This is a genomic window from Nocardioides antri, assembly GCF_008373765.1.
Taxonomy (GTDB): Bacteria; Actinomycetota; Actinomycetes; order Propionibacteriales; family Nocardioidaceae; genus Nocardioides; species Nocardioides antri.
Genome location: NZ_VUJW01000009.1, coordinates 77,158 through 97,589, shown reverse-complemented (window position 1 = coordinate 97,589; position 20,432 = coordinate 77,158). Strand labels below are relative to the sequence as shown.

General features: G+C 72.2%; 19 protein-coding genes. 9 read left to right on the top strand and 10 right to left on the bottom strand.

The window, feature by feature from the left end:
* On the bottom strand, window positions 1-1,041 hold the full coding sequence (locus F0U47_RS15035) for an HPP family protein (protein ID WP_149751294.1): 1,041 nt from the start codon (window positions 1,039-1,041) through the stop codon (window positions 1-3).
* A 143-nt stretch (window positions 1,042-1,184) separates the two neighbouring features.
* Here F0U47_RS15035 and F0U47_RS15030 point away from each other — a divergent pair, with 143 nt between their 5' ends.
* On the top strand, window positions 1,185-3,539 hold the full coding sequence (locus F0U47_RS15030) for a ComEC/Rec2 family competence protein (RefSeq protein WP_149751293.1): 2,355 nt from the start codon (window positions 1,185-1,187) through the stop codon (window positions 3,537-3,539).
* Between the two features lie 10 nt (window positions 3,540-3,549).
* Window positions 3,550-4,497: a DNA polymerase III subunit delta gene (holA, locus tag F0U47_RS15025; protein WP_149751292.1), complete on the top strand. Its 948-nt coding sequence runs from the start codon at window positions 3,550-3,552 to the stop codon at window positions 4,495-4,497.
* Window positions 4,498-4,583: 86 nt separating this feature from the next.
* Here holA and rpsT read toward each other — a convergent pair whose 3' ends face one another.
* The 4 genes from rpsT to F0U47_RS15005 all read right to left on the bottom strand — a co-directional run bounded on the left by rpsT (window position 4,584) and on the right by F0U47_RS15005 (window position 7,370).
* Complete coding sequence (gene rpsT / locus F0U47_RS15020) at window positions 4,584-4,844, bottom strand: 30S ribosomal protein S20 (protein ID WP_149751291.1); 261 nt, start codon at window positions 4,842-4,844, stop codon at window positions 4,584-4,586.
* Window positions 4,845-5,003: 159 nt separating this feature from the next.
* Window positions 5,004-5,984 carry an aminoglycoside phosphotransferase/kinase family protein gene (locus F0U47_RS15015; protein WP_149751290.1) on the bottom strand — a complete coding sequence of 327 codons (981 nt, stop codon included), beginning with the start codon at window positions 5,982-5,984 and terminating at the stop codon, window positions 5,004-5,006.
* Window positions 5,981-6,919, bottom strand: coding sequence for a phosphotransferase family protein (locus F0U47_RS15010; RefSeq protein WP_149751289.1), 939 nt, complete (start codon window positions 6,917-6,919; stop codon window positions 5,981-5,983). Before F0U47_RS15010 ends, F0U47_RS15015 begins: the two co-directional genes overlap by 4 nt.
* A gap of 25 nt (window positions 6,920-6,944) precedes the next feature.
* Window positions 6,945-7,370 (bottom strand): VOC family protein, encoded by a 426-nt coding sequence (locus F0U47_RS15005; RefSeq protein WP_149751288.1) that lies wholly within the window; start codon window positions 7,368-7,370, stop codon window positions 6,945-6,947.
* Between the two features lie 62 nt (window positions 7,371-7,432).
* Between F0U47_RS15005 and F0U47_RS15000 the strand changes: the two genes are divergently transcribed.
* The 3 genes from F0U47_RS15000 to F0U47_RS14990 are packed head-to-tail and all read left to right on the top strand — an operon-like array spanning window position 7,433 to window position 11,292.
* The gene (locus F0U47_RS15000) at window positions 7,433-8,407 is read left to right on the top strand and encodes a helix-turn-helix transcriptional regulator (protein ID WP_246159644.1); all 975 of its coding nucleotides are present in this window, start codon (window positions 7,433-7,435) and stop codon (window positions 8,405-8,407) included.
* Between the two features lie 45 nt (window positions 8,408-8,452).
* Window positions 8,453-10,336, top strand: a complete 1,884-nt coding sequence (gene lepA, locus F0U47_RS14995; protein WP_149751287.1) for a translation elongation factor 4 — start codon at window positions 8,453-8,455, stop codon at window positions 10,334-10,336.
* A 23-nt stretch (window positions 10,337-10,359) separates the two neighbouring features.
* Complete coding sequence (locus F0U47_RS14990; protein ID WP_246159643.1) at window positions 10,360-11,292, top strand: aminoglycoside phosphotransferase family protein; 933 nt, start codon at window positions 10,360-10,362, stop codon at window positions 11,290-11,292.
* A gap of 12 nt (window positions 11,293-11,304) precedes the next feature.
* Here the strand turns inward: F0U47_RS14990 and F0U47_RS14985 are convergent, their stop codons facing one another.
* Window positions 11,305-11,805, bottom strand: a complete 501-nt coding sequence (locus tag F0U47_RS14985; protein WP_149751286.1) for a hemerythrin domain-containing protein — start codon at window positions 11,803-11,805, stop codon at window positions 11,305-11,307.
* Between the two features lie 295 nt (window positions 11,806-12,100).
* On the opposite strand from F0U47_RS14985, the gene F0U47_RS14980 reads away from it, so the two are divergent.
* On the top strand, window positions 12,101-13,924 hold the full coding sequence (locus F0U47_RS14980; protein WP_149751285.1) for an AMP-dependent synthetase/ligase: 1,824 nt from the start codon (window positions 12,101-12,103) through the stop codon (window positions 13,922-13,924).
* Window positions 13,925-14,066: 142 nt separating this feature from the next.
* On the opposite strand, the gene F0U47_RS21290 is transcribed toward F0U47_RS14980, so the two are convergent.
* The gene (locus F0U47_RS21290; protein ID WP_188111375.1) at window positions 14,067-14,237 is read right to left on the bottom strand and encodes a hypothetical protein; all 171 of its coding nucleotides are present in this window, start codon (window positions 14,235-14,237) and stop codon (window positions 14,067-14,069) included.
* A 34-nt stretch (window positions 14,238-14,271) separates the two neighbouring features.
* On the opposite strand from F0U47_RS21290, the gene hemW reads away from it, so the two are divergent.
* Together hemW and F0U47_RS14970 are read left to right on the top strand one after the other, a co-directional pair.
* Window positions 14,272-15,504 carry a radical SAM family heme chaperone HemW gene (gene hemW / locus F0U47_RS14975; protein WP_149751284.1) on the top strand — a complete coding sequence of 411 codons (1,233 nt, stop codon included), beginning with the start codon at window positions 14,272-14,274 and terminating at the stop codon, window positions 15,502-15,504.
* A gap of 61 nt (window positions 15,505-15,565) precedes the next feature.
* Window positions 15,566-16,195: a TM2 domain-containing protein gene (locus F0U47_RS14970; RefSeq protein ID WP_223162794.1), complete on the top strand. Its 630-nt coding sequence runs from the start codon at window positions 15,566-15,568 to the stop codon at window positions 16,193-16,195.
* On the opposite strand, the gene F0U47_RS14965 is transcribed toward F0U47_RS14970, so the two are convergent.
* Window positions 16,196-17,068, bottom strand: a complete 873-nt coding sequence (locus F0U47_RS14965) for a DUF3097 domain-containing protein (protein ID WP_149751283.1) — start codon at window positions 17,066-17,068, stop codon at window positions 16,196-16,198.
* Between the two features lie 97 nt (window positions 17,069-17,165).
* On the opposite strand from F0U47_RS14965, the gene F0U47_RS14960 reads away from it, so the two are divergent.
* On the top strand, window positions 17,166-18,725 hold the full coding sequence (locus F0U47_RS14960; RefSeq protein WP_149751282.1) for an adenylate/guanylate cyclase domain-containing protein: 1,560 nt from the start codon (window positions 17,166-17,168) through the stop codon (window positions 18,723-18,725).
* On the opposite strand, the gene F0U47_RS14955 is transcribed toward F0U47_RS14960, so the two are convergent.
* Together F0U47_RS14955 and F0U47_RS14950 are read right to left on the bottom strand one after the other, a co-directional pair.
* The gene (locus tag F0U47_RS14955) at window positions 18,718-19,569 is read right to left on the bottom strand and encodes an MBL fold metallo-hydrolase (RefSeq protein WP_149751281.1); all 852 of its coding nucleotides are present in this window, start codon (window positions 19,567-19,569) and stop codon (window positions 18,718-18,720) included. The genes F0U47_RS14960 and F0U47_RS14955 overlap by 8 nt on opposite strands.
* 20 nt (window positions 19,570-19,589) lie before the next feature.
* Entirely contained in the window at window positions 19,590-20,345 is a 756-nt protein-coding gene (locus F0U47_RS14950; RefSeq protein WP_149751280.1) for a hypothetical protein, read from the bottom strand.
* Window positions 20,346-20,432: the final 87 nt, after the last annotated feature.

The following is a 20,432-nucleotide window of genomic DNA, read 5'->3' as shown; positions in this document are numbered from 1 at the left end:
CTACCTGCTGCCGTCCTCGAGGAGGGCCCGGTGGAGCACGGCGATCAGGTCGCCGCGGGTCACGATGCCGACCAGGCGCTCCTCGTCGTCCACGACCGGCACCACCTTGAAGCCGTCCTGGGTCATCGTCGGCACCAGGTCGGCCACCGGCGTCTCGGCCGGCACCGTGGTGACGTCGCGGATCATGATCGTCTCGACGGGCTCCAGCTCGACCAGGTCGCGGGTGAAGAGGTCGATGATCGAGACGATCCCGACGACGCGCCGCTCGGCGTCGACGACCGGGAGGGTCTTCACCTGCCGCTGCACGATCACGGTGCGGGCGCGGTAGATCGACTCGAACGGCTGCACCGCCGCCACGTCGGTGTGCATGACCCGCGAGACCGGCACGCTGCCGAGCCGCCGGTCGAGCGCGTGGGCCTCGGCGTCGCGCACCAGTGCGACGACGTCCTCGGGCAGCACGTCGAGACGCTGGGCGAGCCGGGCCATCGCCGACTCGATGTCGGCGGTGCCGATGGAGAGCTCTGCGGCCGCGCCGGTCGTCGACGGGGCTGCGGGCGCGCGGTGGGGGTAGCGGCGCCCGGTCAGGTTGTTGACGGCGATCGCCACCAGCAGCAGCGCCACGGTGTTGACGGCTACCGGCAGGGCGGCGAACGCGAGGCCCTGCTCGTCGATGGCCGGCGTCGCGGTCGCCGCCAGGAGGGCGCAGGCGCCGCCGGGCGGGTGGAGGCAGCGCAGCAGCATCATCACGCCGATGGCAGCGCCCACGCCGACTGCCCCGGCGAGGAGCACGTCGTCGACCAGCCAGTGGGCGGTGAGACCGACCATCGTGGAGATCACGTTGCCGCCGACGACCGGCCACGGCTGCGCGAGCGGGCTGGCAGGCACGGCGAACAGCAGGACGGCGGCCGCCCCCATCGGGGCGACGATGAACGGCAGGGACTCCTCCCCGCCCGGGACCAGCGTCGCCGTGGCCGCGGCGACGGCGATGCCGACGAGAGCACCGAGGGAGCCCCGGCCCAGCTCGGCGGGGGAGTAGCGCATCACCCCGGCACCTTAGGTGTTCTCCCGGCGGTCATCCGGCACCGGGCCAGGAACCGTCCACAGGGCCCTCTCGAGGCCCGGACCTCCACAGGCGAAGGGCAGGGCGGCCTCGCCTGTCGGGTGTCCTCCCTAGCTTCACGGCCATGGAGCAGCAGGCTGCCGTCGACCCCACCGCCCGGCCGGGCCACGACCTCCGGATGGCGGTGATCGGTGCGGCGGGCTGGCTGGGCGGCATCGCGGCCTATGCCGCCGGCGTGCGATCGGTCCTGCTCCCGGTCGCGCTCGTGGTGGGTGCGATCGTCGTCGCCCGGCGCGGAGGCGTCCGGGCCGCCCGGCTGGTCGCGGCGTCTGCGGTGGTGAGCGCCGGCGTGGTTGCGTCGGCCGTGCTGCGGAGCGAGGCAGTGGCGAGCGGGGTGATCGCGGAGCTCGCCGAGGAGCGGGCGGTCGCCGAGCTGACCGGGACGGTCGTCTCCGACCCGTTGTCGGTCGACGGACGGTGGGGGCAGCAGGTCGTCGTGCGGGTGCGCGTCCACGAGGCAACGGCTCGTGGCGCGACGTACGAGCTCGGTGCGGTGGTCGTCGTCCTCGGAGACCCGGAGTGGGGGAGGGCCGAGCTCGGCTCGCTGGTCCGGTTCGTCGGGCGCCTCGCGCCCGCCGGCGATGGCCGGGTCGCCGCCCTGGTGGTCGGTCCGCGCCCACCCGTGCGGATCCGGGGACCGGACGTGTGGTGGCGGGGCGCCGCCGCGGTGCGGGCCTCGATCCGGGAGTCCGTGGCCGGCCGGCCCGACGACCAACGCGCGCTCGTCCCGGCGCTCGTGGTCGGTGACGACGCCGGGCTGCCCCAGGCGCTCGAGGACGACTTCCGGACCACCGGTTTGACCCACCTCACGGCTGTCTCGGGGACCAACCTCACGCTGGTGGTGGGGTTCGTGGTGCTGCTGGCGCGAGCGCTGGGCGTGCGCCGACGCTGGCTCACCGTCGTGGGGCTGGTCGGCATCGCCGGGTTCGTGCTGCTGGCGCGCACCGAGCCAAGCGTCGTGCGGGCGGCGGCCATGGGCACGGTGGGACTGTTCGCCCTCGGCACGGACGGCCGTCGGCGCGGGCTGCGGGCCCTGGGCGTCGCGGTCACCGGGCTGCTCCTGGTGTCTCCCGCGCTGGCGGTGTCGGCCGGCTTCGCACTCTCGGTGCTGGCGACCGGCGGCATCGTGCTGCTCGGGCCACCGGTCCAGACGGCGCTCGGTCGATGGCTGCCGGCTCCGGTCGCGGCGGCGGTCGCAGTGCCGTTCGCGGCACAGGTCGCCTGCACGCCGGTGATCGCCGCCCTCTCGGGGGAGATCAGCGTGGTGGCGGTGCTCGCCAACATCCTGGTCGCTCCCGCGGTGGGGCCGGCGACGGTGCTCGGCCTCGCCGGTGGTCTCGCCGGCCTGGTGTGGGACCCGCTCGGCGGTCTCGCCGGGACCGCGGCTGGCCTTTGCGTGGGCTGGATCGTGGTCGTCGCGGAGCGCGGGGCCGACCTCCCCGTCGCCGCGATCGGGTGGGGTTCAGGCGTCGTTGCGGTGGGCCTGCTCACCGTCCTCTGCGTCGTCGGTGCCCTGGTGGCGCCGTTGGTGCTGCGTCGGCGGCGGCTCGGGGTCGCCGTCGCCGTCGGCGTCCTGCTCATCGTGCTCGGGGTTCCGGGGCGGATCGCGTCCCTGCCGGCCGGCTGGGCGCCGGGCGGCTGGCCGCCCCGTGACTGGGTCCTCGCTGCATGCGACGTCGGCCAGGGCGATGCACTGGCGGTGTCCGTCGGCCCGCGGGCCGCGATCGTGGTCGACGCCGGTCCTGACCCGGACCTCGTCGACGACTGTCTCGACCGCCTGGGGGTCGAGACCGTCCCGCTCGTCGTGCTGACCCACTTCCACGCCGACCACGTCGACGGGCTGTCCGGCGTGCTCCGCGGGCGGTCGGTCGGCGCGGTGGAGGCGAGTCCGCTGCTCGACCCGACGACCGGCGTCGCAGAGGTCGAGCGGGCGACGCAGGGCTCGGGACTCCCGGTCGCGGCGGCGCCCTACGCCGTGACGCGGCGCTACGGCGACGTCTCGCTCCAGGTGCTCTGGCCCGACCTCGCGGCCCCACGTGCAGGACCTGGCGACGGCAGTGCGGCGAACGACGCGAGCGTGGTGCTGCTCGTCGAGGCCGGCGGGCTGCGGATCCTGCTCACCGGCGACATCGAGCCGCCCGGCCAGGCGCGCCTCGCCGGCCTCCTGCCGGACCTCGACATCGACGTCCTCAAGGTGCCGCACCACGGGAGCCCCCACCAGGACACCGACTGGCTGCGCTCCCTCGACGCCGAGGTGGCGGTGGTGTCGGTCGGGGAGGGCAACGACTACGGGCATCCCGACTCCTTCCTGCTCGACGTGCTCGCCCGGGACGGGACGAAGGTTGCGCGCACCGACCGGGACGGAGCGGTCGCGGTCGTCGCGGGGGAGGGCGGGCCGGCTGTCGTCACCGAGGACTAGGCTCGCCGCCATGCGGGCGGAGGACGTGCTGGGGCGGGTGGTCCTGGTGACCGGCAAGGAGGAGTTCCTCAGTGCGCTCACGGTCGAGGAGGTCCGGGCGGTCGTCCGCGCCCACGACCCCGAGGCGGAGATCTCCGAGGCCACGGCGGTCGACCTCACCCTGGCCACCCTCGGCGAGCTGTCCGCGCCGTCGCTGTTCTCCACGGTGCGGTGCGTGGTCGTGCGCGGTCTGGAGAACCTCCCCGACGAGTCGGTCGACGGGCTGCTGGGCTACGCGGCGGCGCCGGCCGACGACGTCGCGCTGATCCTCGTGCACGGCGGCGGCCCCAAGGGCTCCGGCGTGCTGGCCAAGCTGCGGAAGCTGCCGACCGTCACCGAGGAGAAGTCGGCCGAGATCAAGCCGTGGGAGATGGGCTCGTTCGCGGTCGGGGAGGCCCGGCGACGGGGCGCGACACTCGACAAGCGCGCCGCCGAGGTGCTCGTCGTCGCGGTCGGCCACGACCTGCGGTCCCTCGCGGCCGCGGTCGACCAGCTCACGAGCGACTTCCCGGGGGAGCGGATCGACGAGGAGAAGGTCGGCCGCTACTTCGGCGGCCGCGCCGAGGTGAAGAACTACGAGATCGCCGACGCGATGCTCGCCGGCAACCGCGCGCTCGCGCTCCAGGAGCTCCGCTGGGCGATCGAGAGCGGCACTTCCGAGGTCTACATCCTGTCCGCCGTCGCGGGCCAGCTGCGCTCGCTCGCCAACCACGTCGCCGGCAACCGGGACGGCGGGATGCCGTCGTGGAAGCAGAAGTCCCTCAACCAGCAGGCTCGGGGCTGGACGCCGCCTGCGCTGGCGCGGGCGATCCGGGCGGTCGCCAAGGCCGATGCGGACCTCAAGGGCGCGTCCAGCGACGCGTCGTACACCCTCGAGCGCCTGGTGCTGACCATCGCCGCGCTCCGTGAGGCGGCCTAGCCCACCGTGGAATGACGAAGGCGCCCGACCCCTGTGGGGTGGGCGCCTTCGTCGAAGGTCGGTGCTCCGGACCGGAGCCAGGGGCCTCAGAGAGAGGCGGCCTTCTTCATGATCGCGGACTTGCGGTTCGCGGCCTGGTTCTTGTGGATGACGCCCTTGGAGGCGGCCTTGTCGAGCTTCTTGGCAGCCTCGCGACCGAGCAGGACCGCCTGCTCCTTGTCGCCGGCCTCCGCGGCCTCGCGGAACTTGCGCACGGCGGTCTTCAGGCCGGTCTTGACGGCCTTGTTGCGCTCGTGACGCTTCTCGTTCTGCTTGTTCCGCTTGATCTGGCTCTTGATGTTCGCCACTACTACGCCTCTGTCGTCTCGCTCGATGAAAACTGGACTGGTCCGGAGTGCGTCTGTCAGTGATGACTGGGCAGGACAGAACCCGCCGGAGACGCGACGGACAAGGCTAACAGCGCCGCCCGAGTGCTCCCAAATCGTGCTGGCTGTCGGCGCTCGCCGTCATGGGCCGACTCCTAACCTCCGCGCCGCTGCGCCGAGGAACCGCGCGCTCTCGACCCGGCGGAACTCCGCGAGGGTGGGCAGGTTGACGTCGACCGCCGTGACGGCTCGGACGGCCAGGTTGGTCCCGAGGCCGACCAGCCACGTGGTGACCGCATCGTCGCCGATGGCCGCCAGTGCCGGCGACGCGGCCAGCGAGCGGTCGAACCACGGCTGGTCGACCCGCTCGAGCCGGGCCAGCAACGGGTCCAGCCAGGCTTCGCCGACGCCGGCGGCGCCCCAGTCGAGGAACACGATCTCACCGGTCGGTCGCTGCAGCAGGTTGTCCACCCGGATGTCCCAGTGCACGAGCGTGTCCGACCGCCCGCCAGCCAGGGCGGCCAGCCGTGCGTGCCACTCGCCGGCCCCGGCCCGGACCCACGCCGGCACCGGAGCGTCGGGCAGCCGCTCGAGCGCCTCGAACGCCGGCAGCCAGTTGCGGAGCACGGCGTGCTGGTCGGTCAGCCCGGGCTGCATCAAGGTGCCGCCGACGAGGTGGTCGACCGAGCGGGCGTCCACCCGGGCCCGCATGACGTCGCCGAGCTCGTCGGTCGCCGCCAGGAGCTGCTCCATGGTGGTGTCGTCGGCCAGGTCGGGATGGGTCCCGTCCACGTCCTCCAGCAGCAGGGCGACCCGCTCGCCGTCGTCGTACGACGCGAGCAGGTCTCCCCACAGCGCGTGGGAGCCGAGCAGCGACAGCACCGTGATCTCGCGGCGGAACAGGGTCGGGGTGTCGGGGTTGAGGTCGGTCCCGACCGCCTTGACGAACGCCCGGGTGCCGTCGGCACACCGCAGCCGGGTCGCGCAGCCCGGGGACATGCCGCCGACCTGGTCGACGGCCTCGACGACCGGCGACCCCAGCGCGTCGTCGACCCAGTCGCGCACGACACCTGGCATGGCGTCGTACGACGCCCGCACGCCCACCGCACGCGGCGCCGTCACGGCGCTGCCCAGCCCCGGCGCTCGGCGAGCCAGTCGTGGAGGACGTCGCGCTGCCACGCCTGCGCCTGCCGGAGGTACGGCGACGTGGGCGGCACCGGCTGGGAGGCGGACGTCTCGAAGTAGCCGAGGACCAGCGCGATCACCACGTCGATCTGCTCCGGTTCGACGGCCGAGAGCAGCGGGTGGGTCGCGATGTGCGCCTCGACGTCGAGCCCGTCGCCCCGTGGGCCGATGAGCAGGAACAGGGAGTCCAGCCACGACGCACCCGCCACCGGCCAGTTCCAGTCGCACATCACGACCGTGCCATCGGGGCGGACCAGCAGGTTGTCGTCGCGGATGTCGGTGTGGACGAGGGTGTCGCCGTCGACGACGGCGGCGTACTGCGCCGCCAGCGCGCCGCACTCCGCCGCGCGCGGGTGGTCGGTCCGGTCCCACAGCGCGGGCCACGACGCGAACTCGTCGACCGCCCGGTCGACCCCGTCGGGCGCCGGCGTCAGCAGCCGGGCGATCTCGACCGCCATCGCTGACGCCGCGGCGAGCTCGTCCGGCACCCACGGGCGCTGGGGGGCCCGCCCCTCGACGTGCTCGAAGCCGAGGACGACCCAGTCGTCCGCGTCGTGCACCCACTGCAGCCGCGGCGCGGGCGTGCCGGCCGGCAGCAGCCGCAGCTTGCGGGCCTCCTCGCGGTAGGCGTCGGCGAACATCCGCTGCGCGACGGTGGAGGCCGCCTTGACGAAGTGGCGACTCCCGTCGGCACAGGTGAGGACCGAGGCGAACCCGGGCGTGAACCCGCCGGTCTGCGAGACCGCGTCCGTCACCGGCGACCCCACCCGGCGCTCGACCTCGGACCGGATGTGGGGCGGCAGGAACCGCCACTCCAGGCGGCGGGCCGTGCGTCCGTGGGGGATCCGGGTCGGCAGGGGTACGGCGGTCACGGCGCCCATCCTCGCCCGAGTCGGGTCAGTTCTGCGCGCTCATATCGCCGAGCTGCTCGACGTAGTGCGGGCTGTGCATCAGGCCGATGACGTTCCCGAACGGGTCGGCCACGGTGGCGATGACCCAGCCCGGCGCCTCGAGGTCGCGCGGTGCGGCGAGGCTCTCGGCGCCCAGCGACAGGAGTCGCTCGTAGGCCTCGCGGACGTCGTCGACGTGCCAGTGCATGACGGCGCCCGCGCGCTCGGCGTCGGAGTAGCCGGCGGGCCGGAACCGGCCGTCGAGCAGGCCGAGCTCGTCGTCGCTGTCACCGACCCGGAACTCGACGTACATCGGGTCGTCGGCCGTCGGCCGCACGAAGTAGGGCTCGACATCGAGCACCTGCTGGTACCACTCCGCCGCCTTCCGGACGTCGTCGACGAAGTAGTTGATGGTGGTGAATCCACGGAACATCGCTGCCTCCTGGCTGCTCACTGGGTGATGTCTCCGACTCTGTCAGGCAAAGTGCTCACGGAATGAGCACTTTCTCCGGCATCATGGGAGACATGCGCGCCGACCGGATGATCGCGACCCTGCTGCTGATGCAGTCCCGCGGTCGCGTGACCGCTGCGGAGCTCGCCCGGGAGCTGGAGGTGTCGGTGGCGACCGCCCGGCGCGACCTCGAGGCACTGTCGACGGCCGGGGTCCCGGTGTACCCCCAGCCCGGCCGCGGCGGCGGCTGGTCGCTGGTCGGCGGTGCCCGCACGGACCTGAGCGGGCTGACCGCGCCGGAGTCCACGGCGCTGTTCACCCTGCTCGGCCCGGCGGCCTCGCTCTCCCCCGAGACCGCGTCTGCGGTGCGCAAGCTGCTGCGGGCGCTGCCGGGTCCGTTCCGCGCCGACGCGGAGTCGGCCGCGTCCGCCGTACGGCTGGACGACCTGGGGTGGGGCGAGGTCGGGCGGGACCGCCCCGCGGCCGTGGACGTGGTCCAGCAGGCGGTCATCGACCGGGTCAAGGTGCGGGTGGACTACCGGAACCGCTCCGGCGACGGCAGCACCACCCTCCTCGACCCGCTCGGCCTGGTCGCCAAGGACGGCGTCTGGTACCTCATCGCCACCCGGGACGGCGAGACCGACACCAGGACCTACCGGATGGACCGCGTCCGCGCGGTCGAGCCCACCGACCAGCCGGCGGACCGCCCGGCCGGCTTCGACCTCGCCCGGGAGTGGCGGCGCGTCGTGGAGTACGTCGAGAGCCGCCGCTCGCTCGTCCGCGCGACCGTCAGGCTGGCCGGCCGGCACCTCGGCGTGCTCCGCGACCACTTCGGCACCTACCTCGAGGTCGTCGAGGACGACGGGGACCGGGTCGTCGTCACGGTCGCCGCGCACACCGCGCGCTCGGTCGCCGAGCAGCTCGCCGGGTGGGGTGCGATGGTCGAGGTGACCGGCCCCGACGCCGTACGCGAGGAGCTGGCGAGGATCGGGCAGGAGCTCGCCGAGGCCTACGGATAGGCAGGATTCACCTAAGTGCTGCCCCTTTGGGAGAATGGGCGGATCATGCCCGCATCCGCTCCGCAGCCCGGTCGTACCGACCCCGCGATCATCCGCAACTTCTGCATCATCGCCCACATCGACCACGGCAAGTCGACGCTGGCCGACCGGATGCTGCAGCTGACCGGCGTGGTGGGGGAGCGCGAGGCGCGGGCGCAGTACCTCGACCGGATGGACATCGAGCGCGAGCGCGGCATCACCATCAAGTCCCAGGCGGTGCGGATGCCGTGGACGGTGACGGAAGAGGCAGCAGCCAAGCACGGCATCCCGTCCGGGCCGGGCACCTACGTCCTCAACATGATCGACACCCCGGGCCACGTCGACTTCACCTACGAGGTGTCCCGTTCGCTCGAGGCCTGCGAGGCTGCGGTGCTCCTCGTCGACGCCGCCCAGGGCATCGAGGCCCAGACGCTGGCGAACCTCTACCTCGCGATGGGCGCGGACCTCCACATCATCCCCGTGCTCAACAAGATCGACCTGCCCAGCGCCAACGTGGACAAGTACGCCGCGGAGCTGGCCGGCCTCGTGGGCTGCGACGTCTCCGACGTGCTCCTCACCAGCGCCAAGACCGGGGTGGGCGTGGAGACGCTGCTCAACGAGATCGTGAAGCAGACGCCGGCGCCGGTCGGCGCCGCCGACAAGCCGGCCCGTGCGCTGATCTTCGACTCGGTCTACGACACCTATCGCGGAGTGGTCACCTACGTCCGGGTGGTCGACGGCAAGCTGACCCACCGCGACAGGATCAAGATGATGTCGACCAACGCGGTGCACGAGATGCTCGAGGTCGGCGTCATCAGCCCGGAGCCGGTCAAGGCGGGCGAGATCGGCGTGGGCGAGGTCGGCTACCTGATCACCGGCGTGAAGGACGTCCGCCAGTCCCGCGTCGGCGACACCGTGACCAGCCAGCACCACGGCGCCACCGAGCCGCTCGGCGGCTACAAGCACCCCAACCCGATGGTCTACGCCGGCCTCTACCCGATCGACGGCGACGACTACCCCGTGCTCCGCGACGCGCTGGAGAAGCTGCAGCTCAACGACGCTGCGCTGGCCTACGAGCCGGAGACCTCGGGTGCGCTGGGCTTCGGGTTCCGGGTGGGGTTCCTCGGGCTCCTGCACATGGAGATCACCCGCGACCGGCTCGAGCGGGAGTTCAACCTCGACCTGATCTCGACGGCCCCCAACGTCGTCTACGAGGTCGTCATGGAGGACGGCAAGACCATCGAGGTGACCAACCCGAGCGAGTACCCCGACGGCAAGATCGCCGAGGTCCGCGAGCCCGTCGTCCGCGCCACCATCCTGTCGCCGAGCGACTACATCGGCGCGATCATGGAGCTCTGCCAGGCGAAGCGCGGCAACCTGCAGGGGATGGACTACCTCTCCGAGGACCGCGTCGAGATGCGCTACACCCTGCCGATGGGCGAGATCGTCTTCGACTTCTTCGACCAGTTGAAGTCGCGCACCAAGGGCTACGCGTCACTCGACTACGAGCGGTCGGGCGAGCAGGCCGCCGATCTCGTCAAGGTCGACATCCTGCTGCAGGGCGAGCCGGTCGACGCGTTCAGCGCGATCGTGCACCGCGATGCGGCGTACTCCTACGGCGTGATGATGGCGTCGAAGCTCAAGGAGCTCATCCCGCGGCAGCAGTTCGAGGTGCCGATCCAGGCCGCGATCGGCGCCCGCGTGATCGCGCGCGAGAACATCCGCGCGATCCGCAAGGACGTCCTTGCCAAGTGCTACGGCGGTGACATCACCCGGAAGCGCAAGCTGCTCGAGAAGCAGAAGGAAGGCAAGAAGCGGATGAAGATGGTCGGCCGGGTCGAGGTGCCCCAGGAGGCCTTCGTCGCCGCGCTGTCCACGTCCGGGCCGGCGGGGGACAAGCCGAAGAAGTAGGGCGCGTCTGGTGGGATGACGGTGTGCTGACCATCCCGCCCGGCCTCGACCGGCAGCGGTCGCTCGGCCCCCAGTGGGGTGCCTGGCTCGACCGGCTGCCTGGGCTGGTCACCGAGGTGACCGCGGCGTGGGAGCTGACGGTGGACGGCCCACTCTGGAACGGCTTCTGCTCGCTGGTCGCGCCGGTCCACACGCCGTCCGGCAACGAGGCGGTGCTCAAGATCGGACTCCCCGACGACGAGTCCGAGCACGAGCACCTCGCGCTCCAGCGCTGGCGCGGCAGGGGAGCGGTGCGCCTGCTGCGTGCGGACCCGGCGCGACGGGCCCTGCTGCTGGAGCGGCTCGACCGGGTCGACCTCGGCGACCAATGGGACGAGGAGGCGTGCGAGATCGTCGGCGGGCTCTACGCGCGGCTGCACGTGCCGCCGATGCCGCAGCTGCGGGAGCAGGCGTCGTACGTCGCACGCTGGGCGGCCGCGCTCGAGCGGGACGCCCACGCCGTACCCGTCCCTCGACGGCTCGTCGACCAGACGCTGTCCCTGGCCCGCGACCTGTGCGCCGCGCCGGCGACCGCAGTCGTCCACGGGGACCTGCACTACGCGAACGTCCTCCTCGGCGATCGTGGCGGCGAGCCGACCTGGCTCGCGATCGACCCGAAGCCGACCAACGGCGACCCCCACTACGAGGTCGAGCCGATGCTCCGCAACCGGTTCGAGGAGTACGGCAGTGCCGTCGGGGGCGGGTCGGTCCGCGACGGCATCCGGCGCCGGTTCCACGTCCTCGTCGACGCGGCCGGACTCGACGAGGCGCGCGCCCGCGACTGGGTGGTCGTGCGCAGCATCCTCGACGCGCACTGGGCGTTCGAGGACGCCGTGCGGGCCGGCCGCCCGATGTCCGCCGACGAGCGCGACCACGTGACGCGCTGCATCACCGTCGCCAAGGCCGTCCAGGACTGACCCGGCTGCTCGTCAGGAGATGACCGCGTCGACGGTCTTCTTGAGGGCGCTGGGCTGCGACGGGCGCTTGGGTGCCTTCTGCTTGGCCTCCAGCAGGTCGGCGCCGATCTCCTGGAGTGCCTTGCGGCCGAGGCCCTCCCGGACCTTCGGGAACCACTCCTGCTCCTCCTCCTCGATGTGGTGCGTCACGCTCTCGATGAGCACCGAGGTCTTGGCGTCGAAGCGCTCGTCGGTGGCCTTCATGCCGGCCAGCTCGACGACGAGCAGGTCAGCGACGTGGTGCTCCTCGTAGGACTCGAGCACGTCGTCCTCGAGGTCGGGCAGCAGCTCGCGCACCCGCGGGTACATCACCTCGTTCTCGATGTAGGTGTGCACGGTCAGCAGCTCGATGATCTTGTCGACGAGGTGTCCCTTGCGAGCGGTCGCGTCCTTCCCGGCCTGCTGGAACTCCTTGAAGAGTCGTCGGACCTCCTTGTGGTCCTGCTTGAGAAGGACGATGGCATCGGTGGACATGGGTTCCTCCTGGCGTCGGGTCTCGCGGGGTGGCGCAGAGGTACCCACCGGACCGACGCGCATGCTGACAGCGTTTGCCTGCGGGGACTCGCGGCCGCGGAGGTGACGGACGAGCGCCGCCGGTTCGTCGTCCGGCGCGGCGGGATATCCCCGCGCCGCTGACCACCGCCGCCTGGAACGCGCCGGAAAGTCGACGAATATCTCGCGCGCCGAGGGGTCCGCTACCGGGGGCGGCGCCGGTGATCTAGGTTACGCAGTATTCACCGTCGGTCTCGGAACGAGCATGAGGAGCGTCATGCCCATCAACCACGACACGAGTTTCCTCGAGCACATGCCACAGAACGTCGCGGCGCAGTTCCTCGACCGCGTCGCCACCTCTGGTTCGAAGGAAGCCTTCCGATTCCCGCGCGGTGACGCCTGGGAGTCGGTCACGTGGGCGCAGGCGGGAGACAAGGTACGCCGCCTCGCGGCCGGTCTGCTCTCCCTCGGGCTCGAGCCCGAGCAGCGGGTCGGCATCGCGTCCTCGACGCGGTACGAATGGATCCTCGCCGACCTGTCCGTCATGTGTGCGGCGGGGGCGACGACCACGGTCTATCCCTCGACCGGCGCCGACGACACCGCCTACATCCTCGGTGACGCCGAGTGCCGGATCGTGTTCGCTGAGGACGCCGCGCAGCTGGAGAAGATCCAGGCCCACCGCGACGAGCTCTCGCAGCTGGACAAGGTCGTCTCGTTCGACGACACCCTCGCCGACGGTGACTTCGTGCTCTCGATGGACGGCCTCGCCGAGCTCGGCGACGCCTACCTCGCCGACCACCCCGACGCCATCGAGTCGATCAGCAAGGAGATCCGGCCCGACCAGCTGGCGACGCTGATCTACACCTCGGGCACGACCGGCCGCCCGAAGGGCGTGCGCACGCTGCACCGCGCGTGGGTGTTCGAGGGCGAGGCGATCAAGGCGCAGAACATCCTCGACGAGAGCGACCTGCAGTTCCTGTGGCTGCCGATGGCCCACTCGTTCGGCAAGGTCCTCCTCTCGACCCAGCTCGCGTGCGGCTTCGCGACCGCGATCGACGGTCGGGTCGAGAAGATCGTCGACAACCTGGGCGTCGTGAAGCCGACGTTCATGGGCGCGGCGCCGCGGATCTTCGAGAAGGCCCACGCCCGCATCGTCACGATGCAGGCGGCCGAGGGCGGCGCCAAGGAGAAGATCTTCAAGAAGGCCTTCGAGGTCGGCACGAAGGTCGACCAGCTGAAGATGGCGGGCAAGCCCGTCCCGCTGACGCTCAAGCTCCAGCACGGCGTCTTCGACAAGCTGGTCTTCACCAAGGTCCGTGAGCGCTTCGGTGGGCGGGTGAAGTTCTTCATCTCCGGCTCGGCCGCGCTCAACGCCGAGATCGCACAGTGGTTCCACGCGGCCGGCATCCTGATCCTCGAGGGCTACGGCATGACCGAGAACGCCGCCGGCGCGACGGTCAACCACCCGGAGGACTACAAGATCGGCACGGTCGGCAAGCCCTTCCCGGGCACCGAGGTCCGCATCGCCGAGGACGGCGAGGTCCAGCTCAAGGGCCCGCACCTGATGGCGGGCTACCACAACCGCGACGAGGCCACCGCCGAGGCGATGACCGAGGACGGCTGGCTGCGCACCGGCGACAAGGGCGAGCTCGACGCCGACGGCTTCCTCAAGATCACCGGCCGGATCAAGGAGCTCTTCAAGACCTCCGGCGGCAAGTACATCGCCCCGCCGTCGATCGAGGCGAAGTTCAAGGCGATCTGCCCCTACGTCAGCCAATTCATGGTGTTCGGCGCCGAGCGCAACTTCGTGGTCGCCCTGATCACGGTCGACCCGGACGCCATCGCCGGCTGGGCCGCCGAGAACGACATGGGTGGGAAGTCCTACACCGAGCTGGTCCGCTCCGAGAAGGTCCGCGCGATGATCGGCGACTACGTCGACGAGCTCAACAGCCAGCTCAACCGCTGGGAGACCATCAAGAAGTGGGAGCTCCTCGACCACGACCTGACCATCGAGTCGGGCGAGCTCACCCCGTCCCTCAAGGTCAAGCGTGCCGTCGTCGAGTCCAACAACAAGGACCTCATCGACTCCTTCTACGGCTGAGCACGGTCGGCTCACAGGAGCCGCACAGCAACGCGGGCTTCACTGGTCGCCATGACCGGTGAAGCGAACGACCACGCCGACGGGTGCTCGCTCCGGCTGGCCGAGGTCACCGGCTCCGTCGACGAGGGCTACACCGCGACGCTCAACGTTCCGGTGTGACGCCGGCGTCCGCGAGTGCCGCCGCGAACTCGTCCCCGGTCGCCATGCCGAGGCCGGCGAGGAAGTCGTCGAACTCGGCACGACTCAGACACGTCCCGCGCAGCTCGACGAACGACGCGCCCTCGATCCTCGCAACGGCGGCCGTCGCCGGCACGAGTGCGCGTACTCATCTCTGAGACACTGGGCGGGTGCCGTCAGCGTTGCCCGAGGGGGAAGCCGCGCCGGCCGACGGCAGCCTCCCGCCGTCGGCGCTGACCGGCCTCGGCAGCCGGCCGTTCGGGGTCTACGTCCACGTCCCGTTCTGCACGGTCCGCTGCGGCTACTGCGACTTCAACACCTACACGGCCGAGGAGCTCGGTGGCGGCGTCTCCCGGAGGACGTACGTCGACCACGCGATCGCCGAGGTCCGGCTGGCCCGCTCGGTGCTCGGTGAGGCCGACGTCCCGGTGGAGACCGTGTTCCTGGGCGGCGGCACGCCGACCCTGCTCCCGCCGGAGGACCTCCGCCGGCTGCTGAGCGCGATCGGCGACGAGCTCGGACTGGCGCCGGGCGCCGAGGTGACGACGGAGGCCAACCCGGACTCGGTCGACCGCGCCTACCTCGACCGGCTGCGCGAGGCCGGCTACACGCGGATCTCCTTCGGCATGCAGTCGGCCGTCCCGCACGTGCTCGCGACGCTCGACCGCACCCACGACCCGGCGCGGGTGCCGGACGTCGTCGCGGCGGCCCGGGCCGCGGGGTTCGACCAGGTGAGTCTGGACCTCATCTACGGCACGCCGGGGGAGAGCGCGGACGACTGGCGGACATCCGTCGAGGCGGCGCTCGCCTGCGAGCCCGACCACGTCTCGGCGTACTCCCTCATCGTCGAGGAGGGCACGGCGCTCGCCCGCCGGGTGAAGCGGGGCGAGCTGCCGATGCCGGACGAGGACGACCTGGCGGACAAGTACGTCGCTGCCGACGACCTGCTGACGGCCGCCGGGCTCGACTGGTACGAGGTCTCCAACTGGGCGCGCCACAGTTCCGGCGGCGCCGCCCGGTGCCGCCACAACCTGGGCTACTGGTCCGGTGCCGACTGGTGGGGCGTCGGCCCCGGCGCGCACTCCCACGTCGGCGGCGTGCGGTGGTGGAACGTGAAGCACCCGGCGGCGTACGGCGACCGCCTCGGCTCCGGCCTCAGCCCCGCGCACGCCCGGGAGGTGCTGGGCGCGGAGACGCAGCGGGTGGAGCGGGTGCTGCTCGAGGTCCGGGTCCGGGAGGGCCTCGCCGGCGACGTGCTCGACGCCGGCGGGCGGTCCGCGGTGCCCGGCCTGGTCGACCGCGGGTTGGTCGAGCCCGGCCCGTGGGACGCCGACGGCCGCGTGGTCCTCACCCGGCACGGTCGGCTGCTCGCCGACGCGGTCGTGCGCGACCTGCTCGTCTGATCGGACGATTTTCGGCGGCGTTGTGCCCCGCCGACGCGAACGGCTGGCTAGTGTCCGGGGCATGGCCGACGACGAGCAGTCCCAGCCCGACGAGGGCGCGACCCCGCCCACCCAGCGCCCGCCGACGCCGCCCGAGGAGCCGACCGCCGTGCGCCCGCCGGACGGGCCGCCCATCGAGGACATCACGATGTTCCGGCCGCCGGAGCCGACGCAGCCGCCCGCCGCGCCGAGCCCGCCACCGGCCGCTCCGACGGGCCCGCCGCCCCCGACCGGTGGCGCGCCGTACCAGCCGCCGCCTGCGCCGTACCAGCCCGCTGCTCCGGGCCAGGGCTACCAGCCGTACGGCACCCCGCAGCCGGTCCCGGGCGGATTCGCCCTGCCGGGCGCGAAGGTTCCGGGCCAGATGGACCCCGAGTCGGGCCTGCCGTTCTCCGACAAGGAGCGGCTGACCGCCGGCCTGCTGCAGCTGATCCCGTCGATGATGGGCATCCCGGGCATCGGCCGGCTCTACACGGGGCACACGGCGATCGGGCTGATCCAGCTGATCGGCGCGGTCAGCGGCTGGGTGTTCACCTGCATCCTCATCGGCCTGCTGTGGGCGATCCCGCTGTGGATCTGGGGCGTCGTCGACGGGATCCTGATGCTCACCAACAAGCGGTTCACCGATGCCCAGGGGCGGGTCCTGCGCTGATCAGCCGGCGTCGACCGTCACGAAGTCGATCAGCTCCTCGACCCGGCCGAGCAGCTCCGGCTCGAGGTCGGCGAACGAGCCGACCTTGGACAGGATGTGCTGCCAGGCGCGGGCGATGTCGGCCTGGTCGCGGTGCGGCCAGCCGAGGTGCTGGCAGACGCCCTTCTTCCACTCGACGTTGCGGGGGATGGTCGGCCACGCCTCGAGGCCCAGCCGGTCGGGCTTCACGGCCTGCCAGATGTCGACGTACGGATGGCCGACGATGCGCACGTGCGGGCCGTTGGGCCCGCGCATGATCGCGTCGGCGATTCGCGACTCCTTCGAGCCGCGGACCAAGTGGTCGACGAGCACGCCGACCCGGCGCTGCGGGCCGGGCTTGAACGACACGAGGTGGTCGGCGAGGTCGTCGACACCGCCGAGGTACTCCACCACCACGCCCTCGATCCGCAGGTCGTCGCCCCAGACCTTCTCGACCAGCTCGGCGTCGTGGCGGCCCTCGACGAAGATCCGGCTCGCGCGTGCCACCCGGGCCTTGGCTCCGTGCACCGCGACCGAGCCGCTCGCAGTCCGTCCGGGCCTCCCTCGGTGGTCGAGCTTGTCGAGGCCCTTCGTACGGCGGGCCGGCGCGGTCAGGATCACCGGCCTGCCCTCGAGCAGGAACCCGGGCCCCAGCGGGAACGTACGGCGCTTCCCGCGCCGGTCCTCGAGCGTCAGCGTGTCGAGGTCGCGGTCGACCGCGACGATCTCGCCGCACCAGTCCGTGGTGACCTCCTCGACGACCGATCCGATCTCGGCGGGCGTCTCGACGGCCCGCCCGTTCTTCGGCCTCTTCCAGTCCCCGGCCAGCACGTCTGCTCCGTAGCGATCGGTCACGACCGGCCACCGTACGGGGCGATCGGGCTATGCCCCGGGTGCCGCGCCGTTCGCCCGTTCGGTGGACGGATTCCGCGCCGGAGGTCACACTCGAGGGGTGCTCGATCGCTGCACCGGGTGGTTGTACGAGCGCCTGGGATCGCGGTACTGGCTCGTGCTGGCGATCGGCCAGGCGCTCGTCTCCGTGCTCGTCGCCCTGCTGACGGTCGTGATCATCGCGTCCTACTACGACGCCGACCCGGCCGACGTCCGGGAGCTCGCGATCTTCGGAGCGGTTCTCACCGCGATCGCCGTGCTGGCGGCCAGCTGGCGGACCAGGTCCGCCTTCTGCGCCATCCGGACCTGGCACGACACCTCTGATCCGACGCCGCAGGAGTCGGTCTCCGCCTGGGAGACCGCCACGACGCTGACCTACCGGCAGTACCGGCGCAACAGCTGGTGGGTGAACCCCTTCGTCGTGATCCCGACCAGCATCTTCAGCGTGGTGCTCTTCGACCTCACCTGGCCCGAGCTGTTCGTCGTCCTGCTGGCCACGGTCGTGCCGGCTGCCTATGCCACCGTGATGAGCTACTCGACCGGCGAGATGCTGTCGCGCCCGTTGGTGGCCGACATCGCGAAGGTCCTGCCTGACGACTTCGCGTTCGTCCGCGAGGGCGTGTCCGTGCGCAAGCGGATCCGGCTGGGGCCGTCCATCTACACGGTCACGACCGGGATCCTCGTGGCCAGCCTGGTGGGCGGCCGTGAGGGCTCGGACCATCTGGTCCTCGCGGTCGCGGCGTCCATCGGTGTCGGTCTGGCGCTTTCGCACGAGTTGGCGGTGCTGCTCTCGGAGGCCATCACCCGCCCGATCGAGCGGGTCCGCGACGCGATGGCGCGGGTCGCGGACGGCGACCTGACGGCGCGGGTGCCCGTGATGACCAGTGACGAGCTCGGCGAGCTCGCGCACGACTTCAACCTGATGGCGCGGGGGCTCGAGGAGCGCGAGCAGATGCGCGCGGCGTTCGGCACCTACGTCGACAAGGAGGTCGCCGCGCTGATCCTGTCCGGCCAGTTCCCCGAGGAGGGCGTCGAGATCGACGTCTCGATCATGTTCTGCGACGTGCGCGGGTTCACGTCGTACGCCGAGAACGCACCTGCCGCCGAGGTCGTGGCCACGCTGAACCGGCTCTTCGAGGGCATCGTGCCGATCATCGACCGGCACGGCGGCCACATCGACAAGTTCATGGGTGACGGGCTGATGGCCGTGTTCGGCGCACCGGAGCTCTACCCGGACCATGCCGACCGCGCCGTGGCGGCCGCCTGCGAGATCGTGGCGGCGACGGAGGCCGGGGACACCGGGCTGGGCGTCGCCGCCGGGGTCAACACGGGGCGGGTCGTCGCCGGTTCGATCGGCGGGGCCGGTCGCCTGAACTTCAGCGTGATCGGGGACCCGGTGAACGTGGCCGCGCGGGTGGAGGCCGCCACCCGGCAGACGGGCGACGACGTGCTGATCACGGCCGCGACGGCGGCGATGCTGCAGCGCGAGGTCCCGCTGGTGTCACGGGGCAGCGTGCCCCTCAAGGGCAAGGCGGAGCCGCTCGAGGTGCTGGCGCCGATGCCGGTGCGGCCTCCGGAGCGGGCAGGTTCGTCACGCCCGCGAGGCACCGGCGTCAGATGAGCGGCAGTCGCTTCTGCGCGCGGGGCAGCTGGGCATAGGCACGGCGTACGGCGTTCGCCAGACCCTCGCGCGGGAACGGCCACTCGGCGGCGGCGAGGGCGTCCTCGACCGGCACGCCCCGGCCGGCGAGGTCGCGGACCGTCTCCGCCACGACGCCGATGTCGGCGCGCTGGTCCTGGACGAACGCACGGTCGACGACGGCGCCGTGACCCGGCACCACGATCGTGTCGGGCGTGGTCAGGTTGAGGACGAGGTCGAGCGTCAGCGGCCAGTCGAGTGGGAAGCTGTCCTCCCCGTAGGCGGGCGGCGCCGACTCCTCGACCAGGTCGCCGGCCAGCAGCACGTCCGCGTCGGGCACGCGCACGACGAGGTCGCCTCCGGTGTGGCCGCGACCGGGGTGGACGAGCTCGACCGCGCGGTCGCCGAGGTCGAGGACGCTGGCCGAGGAGAAGACGTGGTCCGCCGGCACGATCGTCGTGGCGAGAACCTCCTCCCGGTGCGGGTCGTCGACCGCCTCGTCGTAGCGCCGCTTGACCCGCTCACCGGCGGCAGGGGTCCGCGCCGCGGCCTCGTCGGTGGCGTGGATCGGCAGGGTTGCGTCGTACTCCTCGCGGAACGTGGCGTTGCCGAAGGTGTGGTCGAAGTGCTCGTGGGTGTTGACCACCGCGACCACCTCGCCGGCGCCGAGCCCGCGCACGTCGTCGACGACCGCACGGGCGGCGAGCGCGGACGCGTGGGTGTCGACCACGACCAGGCCGCGCGACCCGCCCACGAGCGTCACGTTGACGTCGAACCAGGAGTAGCGGGCGACCCACACCCGGTCGGCGATCTCGGCGAACGGCATGGGGTGGACGGTACCGCCGGTCAGCACATGCCGGCGTGCAGGTGGTCGCGCAGCAGCCGGCCGAGCTCGGCGGGCGTGGTCGCCGAGCGCCCGAACTCCAGGGTGCGGGCGTGCGCGCCGGACACGTCGACCCAGCGGACGTCGACCCGGTCCGGCCGCAGCCCGGCGAGGTGGACGCCGACGATGTCGCGGAGCCGGGTGTCGGTGGTGGTCGCGATGGCCTGTCGCAGCTCGTCCTGGTGGCACCGGTTCGCGTGGTCGACCGAGCGCTGGAGGAACCCGCGGTTGAGCCGGTGGTCGGGGGAGAGGTACGCCGCGAGCGGCACCGGCTGCTGCACCTGCTCGCCGGGCCGCGCGCTCGGCCGGCTGAGCAGGACGTAGTCGAGCTCGAGGCACACCGTGGCGCGCACGCGGTCGCAGCACGGGCAGTCCTCCCGGTCGGCCACGGCGAGCCGGCCGGCGAGGGTGACCGCGGCGTCGCGGGCGGGGGAGCCGGGGCGCCCGAGACCGCTGGTCAGGGTGACGACCGCGCTCCGGCCCTCGGCAGCGGCCGCAGCCAGGGGAGCGCCGGCCGGGCAGCTGAAGACCGGGCGTCCGTCGACGTCGCGCAGGTCGAGCCCGGCATCGTCGCCGGCGTACCCGCCCTCGTCGAGACCCTCGGTGACGTCGTCGATGCCGTCCACGACCAGCTGGACGTCGAGCGGGCAGGCCAGGATGCTGCGGGCCGCTGCGGCGAGGCGGACCGGGTCGGCCCGACGGGTGCTGTCGACGGTCACGGATACTCCTTCGCTCAGTTTAGGTAAGGCTAACCTACAGTCCGACGAGTGACAGGGCGGACGTCGCAGGTTGGACGGGCCAGGCCG

Bases quoted from the DNA above. Each gene is read 5' to 3' on its own strand.
- F0U47_RS15035 (WP_149751294.1), bottom strand. From the start codon at position 1,041: ATGCGCTACTCCCCCGCCGAGCTGGGCCGGGGCTCCCTCGGTGCTCTC.
- F0U47_RS15030 (WP_149751293.1), top strand. From the start codon at position 1,185: ATGGAGCAGCAGGCTGCCGTCGACCCCACCGCCCGGCCGGGCCACGAC.
- holA (WP_149751292.1), top strand. From the start codon at position 3,550: ATGCGGGCGGAGGACGTGCTGGGGCGGGTGGTCCTGGTGACCGGCAAG.
- F0U47_RS15005 (WP_149751288.1), bottom strand. From the start codon at position 7,370: ATGTTCCGTGGATTCACCACCATCAACTACTTCGTCGACGACGTCCGG.
- F0U47_RS15000 (WP_246159644.1), top strand. From the start codon at position 7,433: ATGAGCACTTTCTCCGGCATCATGGGAGACATGCGCGCCGACCGGATG.
- lepA (WP_149751287.1), top strand. From the start codon at position 8,453: ATGCCCGCATCCGCTCCGCAGCCCGGTCGTACCGACCCCGCGATCATC.
- F0U47_RS14985 (WP_149751286.1), bottom strand. From the start codon at position 11,805: ATGTCCACCGATGCCATCGTCCTTCTCAAGCAGGACCACAAGGAGGTC.
- F0U47_RS14980 (WP_149751285.1), top strand. From the start codon at position 12,101: ATGCCCATCAACCACGACACGAGTTTCCTCGAGCACATGCCACAGAAC.
- F0U47_RS14970 (WP_223162794.1), top strand. From the start codon at position 15,566: ATGGCCGACGACGAGCAGTCCCAGCCCGACGAGGGCGCGACCCCGCCC.
- F0U47_RS14955 (WP_149751281.1), bottom strand. From the start codon at position 19,569: ATGCCGTTCGCCGAGATCGCCGACCGGGTGTGGGTCGCCCGCTACTCC.